General features: G+C 48.3%; 7 protein-coding genes. All 7 read right to left on the reverse strand.

Features of this window, described 5'->3' with window-relative positions; genetic code table 11:
• Window positions 1–10: 10 nt before the first annotated feature.
• Window positions 11–3,385 carry a SusC/RagA family TonB-linked outer membrane protein gene (locus tag QFZ48_RS05600; protein WP_429061494.1) on the reverse strand — a complete coding sequence of 1,125 codons (3,375 nt, stop codon included), beginning with the start codon at window positions 3,383–3,385 and terminating at the stop codon, window positions 11–13.
• 192 nt (window positions 3,386–3,577) lie between these two features.
• Window positions 3,578–4,273: a FadR/GntR family transcriptional regulator gene (locus tag QFZ48_RS05605; protein ID WP_429045096.1), complete on the reverse strand. Its 696-nt coding sequence runs from the start codon at window positions 4,271–4,273 to the stop codon at window positions 3,578–3,580.
• A gap of 72 nt (window positions 4,274–4,345) precedes the next feature.
• Window positions 4,346–5,134, reverse strand: a complete 789-nt coding sequence (locus QFZ48_RS05610; RefSeq protein ID WP_429045095.1) for a patatin-like phospholipase family protein — start codon at window positions 5,132–5,134, stop codon at window positions 4,346–4,348.
• Window positions 5,135–5,163: 29 nt separating this feature from the next.
• Window positions 5,164–6,600 carry a hypothetical protein gene (locus tag QFZ48_RS05615; RefSeq protein WP_429045094.1) on the reverse strand — a complete coding sequence of 479 codons (1,437 nt, stop codon included), beginning with the start codon at window positions 6,598–6,600 and terminating at the stop codon, window positions 5,164–5,166.
• A 108-nt stretch (window positions 6,601–6,708) separates the two neighbouring features.
• A complete protein-coding gene (locus QFZ48_RS05620) occupies window positions 6,709–8,310 on the reverse strand; it encodes a RagB/SusD family nutrient uptake outer membrane protein (RefSeq protein WP_370909496.1) in 1,602 nt (533 codons plus the stop codon).
• Window positions 8,311–8,327: 17 nt separating this feature from the next.
• A complete protein-coding gene (locus QFZ48_RS05625) occupies window positions 8,328–11,717 on the reverse strand; it encodes a SusC/RagA family TonB-linked outer membrane protein (RefSeq protein ID WP_429061496.1) in 3,390 nt (1,129 codons plus the stop codon).
• Between the two features lie 33 nt (window positions 11,718–11,750).
• Window positions 11,751–12,656, reverse strand: coding sequence for a FecR family protein (locus tag QFZ48_RS05630; RefSeq protein ID WP_429061498.1), 906 nt, complete (start codon window positions 12,654–12,656; stop codon window positions 11,751–11,753).
• Window positions 12,657–12,659 lie beyond the last annotated feature (3 nt).

Below are 12,659 nucleotides of genomic sequence, written 5' to 3' on the forward strand. Positions count from 1 at the left end.
TTTGATTGCGTTAGAAAGTGAGGTTAGCGGAGAATACCAGTGATGTGGGAATCGTATATACGCCATCCTGCTGCCCGGTGCGTTCCGGCAGCGCCAGCATTTTATTACTGATGTATCCAAGGTTTTGCCCGGTGACCATCACCGTTAAGCCCGCAATATTTGCGTTATTAAGCATCTTCTTCGGCACTATGTAGCTCAGCGTTACTTCGCGGAAAGCGAGATAGCTGGAGTTTTTCCAGAACATATCACTGTGGCGGTCGTAGTTCTTTTTCAGCTGCTGATCCTGGTTTACGTAGATCGGGTATTTAGCGTTGGGATTTTCCGGTGTCCAGGTATCTTTTACCAGGTCGGTGCCATTGAATTCTCCCTGCATGCTGCCGAGCGCCCACATTTGTTTTACATCCATCTGCATAAAACCGATGGCGTAATCAAGACGGGCAAACAGTTGTAATCCTTTCCAGCCGGCAGCTACATTGACCCCACCGGTCCAGCGCGGAATGGTGTGACCTAATGATACACGGTCCCTGAAATCGATCGTATCGTTCCTGTCGAGGTCTTTCCATTTCATATCACCTAGACTGGTAGCCCAGAATCCGGTGAGCCCGTTTTTATCTATCAGCTGCTGACTGGCTACCGGGCGGCCGGCGGCATTGTTCAGCTGCACCTGGCCGGCAGCGAGATCTATTTTGTTGTAGGCCGCTAAATCAGCGGTTGTTCTGATGATGCCATCCGTTAAATAGCCGAATACTTCGCCTGGCTCCTGCCCTTCCTGCAAACCGCCGGCCCATATAAGCCTGCCGGTAGATGGATCATAGATCTGCACCCCGTTCTGACGGTTATTTTCATTTCCGTTGTAAGGCAGTTTCAACACCACGTTTTTATTCCACGCCACATTAGCACCCACGCTAACATTCCAGTTGCCCGACTGCAATACTTTATAATTCAGGTCTGCTTCAAATCCCCTGTTCCGCATGGATCCGTTGTTGGTGAGAATGCTGCCTACACCGGCGGATCCGGGCAGGTTTACGCTGGCAATTTTATCGGTGGTGATCCGGTTGTAATAAGCGATACTTCCGTTCAGGCGGTTATTGAATAATCCGTATTCCACGGCGCCTTCAACGGTATTTGTTTTCTCCCACCGCAAGCCGGGATTGGGAATATTACCCAATGAAAATCCGATCACACTTTCATAACGGGTGGTAGCCGGGTAACCACCCTGGAGGGAATATACATCGATAGTGCCGTCGGAGCGTTTTCCCACTTCACCGATGTTACCATTCTTTCCCCAGCTGCCGCGCAATTTCAGGAAGGATAACCACTTGCTGGTGTTCACCATAAAGTTCTCCTTGTGCAGCAACCAGCCCACTGAAGCACCGGGAAACAGGCCATACTGGTTATCGCCTATCAGCCTGGAATAGCCGTCCCTTCTGGCGGTAAACGTAGCGAGGTATTTTCCTTTCCAGTCGTAGTTAATACGCCCAAAGCCAGAGAAGATACGTTCCCGGAGATGATACGAATTTTGCCCGCGGGTGTTGGCGTCGCTGGAGGTTAATCCCAACGTCGGGAAATCATCTGTAGGCGCCAGTTTCCCGCTGGCCGACAAGCCATAATTATAAGCGTCAAAAAATTCACCGCCGATCATGGCGTCGATGTTGTGATCGTCGTGAATAATTTTGTTGTAGTGAAGGGTGGCGTTATAGGTTTGACGCACCGTGCGATCGAAGGCTGCACTGCTGTTGCGGGTGCGGTCCCATCCTGCGTTGGGATCGGTTTTACTCATTACGCCGGTACGGAAATCTTTGTTGAATGATTCGTTAAAGCTTTCGTCGTACATGAGAATGGCGCCCGCTCTGAAGTAGAGATCTTTGTACAGGTCAACTTTAAAAGATTGGGCGAGGGTAAATTTATCTGCCTGGTTTTTCCGGGAATATTTGTCCATGTTCACGGCGGGGTTACCATCGCCTGCATTCCTTCCCAGGAGCGGTTCCCCGTTGGTGTTGCTGCCACGCATGGTAGGCGCGGCCATCAGCAAACGCCCCCAGTAATTCACATCGCTGGTTTGTGCCTGATCCCGGGAGTTGGCGCGGGAAAAGGACACATTGCTTTCCGACTTCAGCCAGGTTCTTATTTTGTAATCGCCGTTGAGCGTAAAATTCAATCGCTTGTAAAACGATTTGCGTGCAATACCATCTTCGTTATAATAACCGAGGTTGGCATAGTAGGCGCCTTTTTCGTTACCACCGGTCATACTGATATTATAATCCTGTGTGAGTGATTTTTTATTAAAGGCATTGTCTCCATAACTGAAGCCTTTATAGATAAGGTCTGCATAGGTACCGTTGGGATCATACTGCCCGGCGGCATTGGTGGGGATAGCGTCTTTCATCACTTTCCAGCCGTCGTTGGTGGAGAGCAGTTCCCTGTTCTGATCGGTGAGGCGCATGGGGCTGAATAAGGCATTGAGGTTGTAGTTGCCGTCTACAATATTTCCATCGGCATCTTTATAAACGTTGCCGGTACCACGTGGACCGGAAGCATTGATCAGGCTTTGGTTACCGTTTACCTTATAGGTTTCCACCAGTGCTTTTCTTCCCCAGTATAAATATTCTTCCGGGGTGAGTAAGGTGTAGGGAGAATTTAAATAGTTGAATCCTGTTTTTACTTTCAGGTTAATTTCCGATGTCCCTGACTTTCCTCTTTTGGTGGTGATCATGATGACGCCGTTGCTGGCGCGGGCGCCGTAGATGGCTGTAGCCGATGCGTCTTTCAGTACTTCCATACTGGCAATATCTTCCGGGTTGATATCACTTAAAGAGGGGCGGAATTGTCCGTCGATGATGATGAGTGGACTGCCGGAGCCATCGAAGTTGGTACCACCGCGGAGGATGATGTTGGGGATAGCGCCGGGTTTACCGGAGTTGGTGGATACTCTCACCCCGGCAATGGTGCCGGCCAGCGCCTGTGCGGGGTTGGCGCGGATACCGGATTCGAGGATCCGTTTGTCCAGTCGCGCTACTGATGCGGTCAGGCTGCTCTTCTTTTGTGTACCATATCCCACTACTATTACTTCATCCATTTTAGAGGTAGCGGATACCAGGGAGATGTTTACCGTGGTGCGGTTTCCTGCTGCGATTTCCTGCGGCGTAAACCCGATATAGGAAATGCGTAGCACATCTTCGGGTGCAGCTGCTATGCTGAAGTAGCCTTCCGCGTTGGTGATGGTGGCCGTTTTCTTTCCTTTGATGACAATGCTTACACCGGGCAGTGGCTGCTGATCTTCTGAAGAGATGATCCTGCCGGTGATTTTCTTTGGTTGAGCTACAGCTATTGTACTGATGGCAATGGCAAGGAGTACCCCCATCAGTTTGTTGAGAGCAATTTTCATACGGGAATTTGTTTAGACAATTAACTTGTACTAATATTCTTAAATACTTATGTACTACATATTAAAATTGCCTAAAAAAATCCATACCGCAAAACATTTTTCAAAAAAAGAAAATGCCGGTGTATGGAAAGATGTATGAAAGCGAAGGCCATAGCCACTTTTGGAGCAATGGACTGGCGTAACTTATCGTGCTTACTTTTTCAACTTTTTGAAATGATGTTCAAGATGTTTCCGCATGCCTTCGCGGAATTCTTCCCGGGAGCCATTCTTCAACAGGTTTACCAAATCGATATGTGATACCTTGCCTACGATCGGCACTTTTTCTTCGTTCACCAGGTGTCCGAAAATAGGAAGCAGCATCGTCTGAAAACGTTGCATGGTGCGGTTACCGGTCATCTGGTAAATTTTACCATGAAATTCTACTTCATGTTTAATCCGGAAATTTTGTTTGGTGGGTGTTGTCTTCTGACTGAGGGCAATTTTCTCCAGTTCTTCAATATCCTTTTTTGTTTTGCGGATATACAGGATATCTGCCAGCCCCATTTCCAGGGTAAGCCGCAATTCAAAAATATCCTGCAGCGTGGTATCGTCGATGATCAGCGGATCCATTACACGTTCCATGGAGCCCAGGATATCGGGGCTGGACAGTACCATACCTCTCCGTTTCTTTGTTTCAATCATGCCCAGCATTCTCAAGCGGCTGAGGGCCTCGCGCAATACATTACGGCTCACTCCCAGGGCTTCTGTCAACTCCATTTCTTTTGGCAGGGCATCCCCGGGTTTGAACGATTTTCGTTTGAGATATTCCAGCAGCTTCATTTCCACCTCGTCTGCCATCGTTTTATAACTCACTTTTCCAATATCGATATGTAAATTCTCAATTCCCATAAAACAAGCTGATATTTTGTTTAAATGTACTACAAATTAACAGATCACCAGGATCACATCAATAATATGCGTTTACTCATGCAGCATCACCGGCTGCTCTTGTAATTGACGGCGGGTATATTCAAGCCCGGCTGTATAAATAGCCTCCAGGTGCTTGAAGTCAAACATACCGAATTTACCCAGGTCTGTTGGTTCAATAAAATAGCTGCACAGCAACTTGTTTTTCAGTACCGGCTCACGAATGGCCAGGTGAAGGGTTCTTTCCACATTGGCCAGGAAACCTTCTGCCGGGTTGTAAGGCGTAAGCGGATTTACATGCACCCCAATGATATCGTGGTATTCGGCCAGGAGTGGTTCTATGGGCAGGTTGCCGGAAAGGCCGCCATCTACATACTGTACACCATTTATCTCCACCGGCGGGAACAGCAGCGGCACAGAGGATGCCGCCAGGATAACCGGGATCAAGGGACCTTCACTGAAAATACGTTGATTGCCCGTTAAAAAATCAGTGGCGGTGATATACAAAGGCGTATTCAGTTCTTCAAATGTCTGATGCCGGAGTGTTTGCTTTAGTACTTCTGCTACTTTTTTGAGAGACAGAAAACCGGCACGCCAGTTCCGCCAGTGCATCGACAGCCCAAGCTTATGCACCCGGAATATTTCCCTCACCTCATCGGTGTTGTATCCATCACAAATAAAAGCGGCTGCTATAGAACCCGCGCTGGTAGCCGAAATTGCTTCCGGGTAAATATCCTGTTCGGAAAATGCTTTTAAAACGCCCAGGTGGGCATATCCCCTGGCGCCACCACCGGATAAAACAAACGGGCGTTTCACAGATGGGCGGGTTTGCTGATCATTCATCCGGCTAATATAAAAAAACCTTCCGCATTTTACGGGGTAGTCTGAAACATTATATAAACGGGGCTCTCCCCCACTTCTAAACGCACAGCAGTATCCCCGGTTTTCTCCCACTTTACCTGTTTTGCAGGTTCATCTGCGGTGGTCATAGCGGTAGCGCTCACCGGCAACGACGGCAGATTATCCAGTACCGCATTTACCACATGTGGCTGATAGCCTTTCTGCTGATGGGTTTTGGCGCCGGTAGGCGACCAGGCCACCCATACCAGCATCTTCGGATCATCTCCCTTTATAAATTCAAACACATACAGGGAATCTGTTTCTTTTTTTACTACACGCCGGAAACGGTAGTCTCCCAATGTCTGGTACAGTTGCTTCACCGCCCAGAACGACATCTTCGGAACAAAATTCCGCGTAAGCCCGGAAGCGGCGTGAAAAGAAGCTTCATCTTCATCATTATAGTAATACAGGTAAGCACGCCGTATGTCAAGCGTAGCGAACATCAGAAAAGATCGCACCAGGTACTGCGCCTGCTGCAGATCGCTGGCTCCCTGCCAGTTCAGTTTCAGCGCCCAGTCTTTCCGGTGCTTCATGGCCTCCGGCGTACATGCATCATACCCGAATTCCGTTACCCATACTTCTTTGTCTTTTGCATGCTGATTGCGCCATGTAATGGCATCCTCTATTACTTTGAGATATTGCAGGGAATTATCTTCAGGATAACTTCTGTTCCAGCTGTTTTCATTGCCGGCAGATTGTGCTATTGTAGGATAAGTATGTACATTGATCACATCATAAAGGGGAAGTATTTTTTTATCTATATACAAATCATTCAATCCCTGTGAATATGGATCTGCCTTTACGGCTACTGCCGGTGTAACAATTTTCATAGCCGGATCGCCGGCACGCACCCCTTCGGCCATTTTTGTAAACAGCGTTTTGAAAAGCGCGGGATCAAACCTGGTACCTGGCTCGTTATCAATTTCCAGGGAAGTACATAATTTTTCCGCTCCTGATGGCCCGTAATAAGCCGCCATTGCTTTGCCATAATCATATGCCCACTGTTCCTTACCGGCCCATAACTGTTTGTAGTTAGGACTTCCCAATCCTACCCCCAGGAATTGCATGCAGATATCTGTTTCAAACCCCGCTTCTTTCCACGGACCATAAGCATCGCGTTTCCAGTTAATATTATTGATGGTGTTAGGAATGGTGATGGGATCGCCGGGGGCATTCACATCCCAGCTGATATTATGATAACTGCGCACCAGCCGGCATACCTGCTTATATAAATCCGGTTTGAAAGTAAGATGGCCGTTGACACCCATAAAATCCCTGAATAGCGGCCGGCTGGTAACCGGTATGGAATCAGTGGTGGCGAGGCTCGTTTGTGCAGGACCATGTTCTGCACAGCTGATCATAAGAGCAGTAAAGAAGAGGATGGTGGTAAACAAATACTTCCGTGGCATAATACAATGAGCATAAGGAGTGAAACAAAAGAGGCGAATGGTAAGGGTGAAGATATATAAATATCTTTACTCTTACCATCCGCCTGTATCATTGTTCGCTATTCGCGGTTAGTTCCTCCAGCCCGGCACCTGTTTATACACGCCGTTGCTCTGCGCAATTACATCAGGATTCATGGGCCATGCCATATGTTTGGCCGGGTCAAAATTACGTGCCGGCCATACCTGTTTTATTTCATAAGACGATAATGGATTCACCTTATCGCTGTGGATACGGCCATGTAAAGGCGCATTGATCTTTGCATAATCGCCCCATCTCTTGAGATCCTGCAGGCGGTCTGTCCATTCGCAGGCCAGTTCCACGCGGCGTTCATGCTTGAGATCCTCCATCGTAGGATTTGCAATACCTGCCAGTCCTACGCGGCTGCGCACTTCATTCAGCGGTGCAGCGGCTTCGCCTGCCCTGCCCAGTTTGATCAGCGCTTCTGCTTTAAAGAGCAGTATTTCCGCATAGCGCATCAGTGGTAAATTGAGTGCGGTAGTTGGATAATCCGGGCTCTGATTGATGTTGGTATTGGTGGTAATAACACCATCTTTACCATAAGAGTAAGGCTCCATATACTTATTCATCTGGAAACCCGACAAGCTGTTGGTAGAATAGTAAGAACGCACCAGGCCAAAGAAAGTGAACTTATCACCAAATTTCAGGATGGTTACTTCCCTTCTTGGGTCATTCGCTTCATATTCATCATACAGTTCTTCTGTAGGCTGGAAATAGCCCCAGCCATTGAAAATAGCCCAGCCGGTATTTTCCAGTACTACGCCCGGAAATTCAGAGCCACCCTGCACACCGGAAGTAACAGACCACATATATTCAGAGCTCCAGTTATTGGCGATACTGAAAACAGCGCGGTAATTCTGCTGGCTGTTTTCTTTTCCTTTGATGAGGGCGCGGTGACCTTCATCCCTGATCTTATCGGCGAGTGCGGGGATCAGCGACCATTTGGAGGCATCGTACTGTGCCCAGTAAGCGTATGCTTTTACCATATAGCCCCATGCAGCGGCTCTGTGTGCGCGTCCCTGGTCGGAGGTGCTGTACGTTTCAAAGAGGGGCAGCAGGGAGGCTGCCTTTTCCATATCGCTGACGATTTGTGCATAGTTGTCCGTTACAGAAGGCAGCTGAGGCGGAATACGTTTTCCGAATTCGGGATTTTCCGGTCCGTCGAAAGGAACGCCCTGGTCTTTATGCCCCCAGAGATAAGCCACCCAGAAATGTGCAAATCCGCGCATGAAATACGCTTCGCCCAATGCCTGGTTGCGTGCCGCTTCTGTAGTATTTTTTGAAGTGGGTACATTCTGGATCACCTGGTTGGCACGGTTGATCATTTTATACAGATCGGCCCACCCGCTTTTCAGGTAACCTTCACGGCCACTTGGAATAAAGTTCTTGATATTTTCACCGTCTGCCTTTGCCCGTCCTACAATCAGGTCGTCGCTGGCGTCCTGCACCCAGAAAAGGTCACGGCCCCAGGTAGATTCATTGCGCATGGCCACGTACATGTCGTTGGTAGCCTTCCGGAGATCATTGTCACTTTGCCAGAAGTAAGCAGTGGTAGGTGCGCCGTTGGGTTTTGTATCCACCCATTTGTTACAGGCACTAGCACTCAACATCAGCGATCCCGCGAGAAATATATGTTTGAATGTTGTTTTCATAAAAGCGTTTGGTTTGATCAGAATTTAATATTTGCACCCAGGGAAAACACACGTGATACCGGGAACTGGCCACCATCCAGGCCGATACCGCCCACTTCAGGGTCCATGCCGGTGTATTTGGTAATGGTGAGCAGGTTATCACCGCTGAAGTATATGCGAAGACCCTGGTTCCAGCTCATTTTCTTAAAGGTATAGCCGATCAGCAGGTTCTTTAATCTCAGGTAGTTACCATTTTCGAGATACCAGTCGGAGTTGGTCTGAAAATTTTTATTGGGATCATTCGCGGAGATACGGGGAATGTTGGATCCTTTATTTTCAGGAGACCAGGCATCCAGGATTTTATCCCAACGGTTGTATCCCTGTTCGGAGCCGCTTAAGGTGGTCATCTTGAAAGCGTTGAACAGCTTTACGCCGCCTACGCCCTGCATAAACAGGCTCAGGTCAAAATTTTTCCAGGTGAAGCTGGCCGTGAATCCATAAGTGAGTTTTGGGAATGCGTTGCCCATGTATACACGGTCGCCATCATTAATGGCGCCATCACCATTCTGATCTACAAATTTCAAGTCACCGGCCTTGGCACTGGGCTGGATCATTTTACCATCTTTCTGATAAGCTTTTGCTTCGTCGTCTGATTGGAAGATACCGGCCGTTTTTATCAACCAGTAAGAATAAAACGGCTGCCCTACTTTAGAACGGAAAGGCGTGAGCACTCCTCTGAAAGCATCATTGTGTACCATTACAGAGGAGGGATCAGTATCGATATATTCCACATTGTTTTTTAATGTGGCAATATTGGCGCTCAGGCTATATCCCAGCTGTCCTACGTGATCATTCCAGGATACGGCAACTTCCACACCTTTATTGCCGATTTCCCCTTTGTTAATCAGGGGCGCTTCCAGTCCAAAGGTATTGGGCCAGGCAGCGGCCTGTTGTTGAATCAGGTCGTAGGTGAGTTTATCAAAGTAATCGGCGGTAATGGACAGGCGTTGTTTCAGCAGGCTGATATCAATACCGATGTCTGTTTGCTGTGAAGTTTCCCAGGAAAGTGAAGGATTGAAGGCTGCTGTCATTGCCAGGGAATTGCTTCGTGGCGCACCATCGCCGATCTGAAAGGTATAATCCGGTGTGAGTTTAGCATAACCATAATAGTGTGCGATAGAGCCCAGGTTACCTATTCGGCCCCAGCTTCCCCTGATCTTGAGCAGATCCATCCATTTTACATTATCCATGAAAGACTCTGAGCTGATTTTCCATGCGGCGGTTACACCCGGAAATCCTTTGGAGCGGTAGCCTTCTGCTAACCTGCCGGCAACATCATTACGGTAACTGGCGGTTACAAAGTACCGGTCTGCCCAGCTATAGGATAATCTTCCTACGTAGGAAACTGTCCGGTCTTTCCATTCATCATCAGCCGGCAGATTCTGATCAAAGATGGTGGCATTGGTAAAAAACTGCGCCCAGTCTGCCTCATTTTCAAATCCTTTTGCAGCAGCGGAGAAATTGCGGTTAGATTCTTCCTGGCCGGTCATAGAGGCCATCACACCGATGTTATGCCGGTTGATGATCTTATTATAGTTAAGGGTATTTTCCCAGATCCAGTTATAACCTTTGTCTGTAGAATAAGTTAACGTATTCTGGTCATTTGGTTTTCCGGGTTCTGTTCTTCTGGGCTCAAAATTCTTCCACAGTGCATTTTGCTGACGGTAAGAAAAACGGGAAAGGTAAGTGAGGCCAGGGATAATATCAGATACTGTTAATTCTGTTACCGACTGCAGATCGTTTCTTTTGTTATAGGGTTTGTTTCTCAAGAGGGTAGCTACCGGGTTGATCACATCTCCATAGATCCCGTTATACTGGGAACCTCTCGGACCTACGCCGCCAAAGGTACCATCGGCGTAATACGGCGTGGCAGAACGGGGCATATACAGCGCAGAGAGAATAGCGCCGCTGTAGCCACTGGCTGTTTCTGCATCCCTGTTATCGTTGTTATTCCAAAAAATATCCTGGCGCAGTTTAACGTTCTTAGTAAACTGATAATTTGCATTAAATCTCAGGGAAATATTTTTATTATAGGTATTGATCAGCGTACCTTCTTCCTTCTCATAACGTGCCTGGAAAAGGGTAGAAAATTTATCTGTTCCGGCGTTTACACTGATATTGTGTCGTTGTACGAGGCCAGTGCGGAAAATTTCATCCATCCAGTCGGTGCGGTTTACCAGGCCATCCGGGTTTTTAGCAGGATTCCATCCTTCGAGCGGGGGCAATCCGGCATTGGTTTGTGCGAGGTTGGATACCCTGCCTTGTTCTTCCGCGGTGAGCGACTGCAACGTACGCCATGGTTGCTTGGCGCCTACGAAGCCGGTATACTGCACACTGGGCAACCCTTGTGTTGCCTGGCGGGTAGTGATGAGGATAACCCCGGCCGAACCGGAGAAAGCGCCGTAAATAGCTGCGGAAGCCGCATCTTTCAGCACCGTGATCGATTCCACATCTGCAGGGTTGTAAGGGGCGCCGGGCACTCCATCCACCACATACAGCACATTTTCACTGTTGGCCGAACCCACACCACGAATGGTTACCTTGTTGGCATTACTGGTATGTCCACCATTACTTACCACGGTGATACCAGGCACTTTACCCTGTATCATATTGGCAACATCCAGTACCGGGCGTTCTTTGATCTGTTTCATGTCTGGCACTACTGCTACGGCAGCGGAGAGGTCACCTTTTTTTGCGGTGCCATAACCAAGTACCACCACTTCATTCAGTGCGTTGTTGCTGGTTTTCAGTGTCAGGTTTACCGTATCTGAGCTACCGGCAGGCATTTCCACGGTTTCATAGCCTACATAACTGAAGCTGAGAATTGCTTTATCGTTTTCCAGGGTGATTTCAAATTTGCCATCGGCATCTGTAACGGTTCTTGTTTTAGTGCCCTTTACCCAAACAGATACGCCGGGAATAGGTTCTTTATCTTCGGTAGTTACGCGGCCGGTAATTTTGCGGGCGACTGCCTGGCTGGTTTGTACTTCCGGATCTTTTTCCGCTTTCCTGAGCAGGATTGCTTTGTCGCTTACGCTGTACTCTATACCTGATTTACTACGGAGCATGTTGAGGGCTTCGTTCAACGTAATATTATCCGGTTTGTAATCCCTGACAATAATTTTGTCGAAGTCCTGTTTTACATAATTAAATGTAAAGCTGCTCTGGTGCCCCAGTGCGCTCAGCACCTGGGAAAGGGAGGCACGGGAAATATCCAGTTTCACTTTTTCGCTCAACCCGGTTTGCCTGGCGTATCCGAAGGTAGCTGGCAACAGGGCACATCCCATTAGCAGGAAACGTTTGATGCGGGATACAGCAGGCCCGCTGCTGCGGGTATGCTGATCAGCGGAAGTAAATGTCATTTTCATGTGTTGAAATTTTCAGGAGCGTTCACGTGTTATTTAATAGATGGTCACCTGTTTGTCGGAAATACGGAATTGTTTACGGCTGATGTAGCATAGATTCCCCAGCATTTTTACGAAGCTGTCTTTTTGGAAGAGCACAGAAACATTTTTTTCGATGCCTTGTGTGTTCTCCCATTTCACCTGATAACCGTTGCGTGTGCACAATCGCATTACGGCATCTTTGAAAGGCAGATCGGTAGCGCTGAATGCGCCTTCTTTCCAGGCGGCCACTTTGCCGGCTTCTGTAGCGGAAATATTCAGTGCTTTATCTTCATTATTATAAGCGGCGGCATAGCCAGGTTTCAGTATGGTACTGTCTTTTCCCGTATGTACTTTTACTTTACCCTGTACCAGTGATACACGGGTTAATCCTTCGCCGGCATAGGCTTCTACGTTGAACTGCGTGCCCAGTACCTGGATCGCGAGATCCCTGGTGTGGATGACGAACGGCTTGTTCCTGTTGCCCTGTACTTCGAAAAAGCCTTCTCCGGTGAGTTGTACATTGCGGCTTTGTTTATTGTAGTCCTCTTTCCATTTGAGAGAAGCGGCGGTATTCAGCCAGATGCGGGAGCTATCCGGCAGTACGACCAGTTTAATATCGCCGGTTTCATTGGTAACCTGGAATGATTTGTTATCTGCGAGGCGGGCAGGTGGCTGCTGTGAATAACGGAGCCACATAAATCCTGCACCGGCCAATAACAAGATGCTGGCGGCGGCAGCCCATTGGGCAGCACGTTTTTTCCACCAGGCCACCGGGGCAGCCGGCAACATGCTGTGAAAATTAGCCAGGAATTGCTGCCGGTAAAGGTTTGATTCCAGGGCAGACAAATCTGCTTCGTTGTTTAAACCGTCATACCAGTTGTTCCAGTAATACCAGTTCTTCCTGCGTACATTTTCCAGCATGAA

The organism is Chitinophaga sp. W2I13, from assembly GCF_050434005.1.
Classification (GTDB): Bacteria; Bacteroidota; Bacteroidia; order Chitinophagales; family Chitinophagaceae; genus Chitinophaga.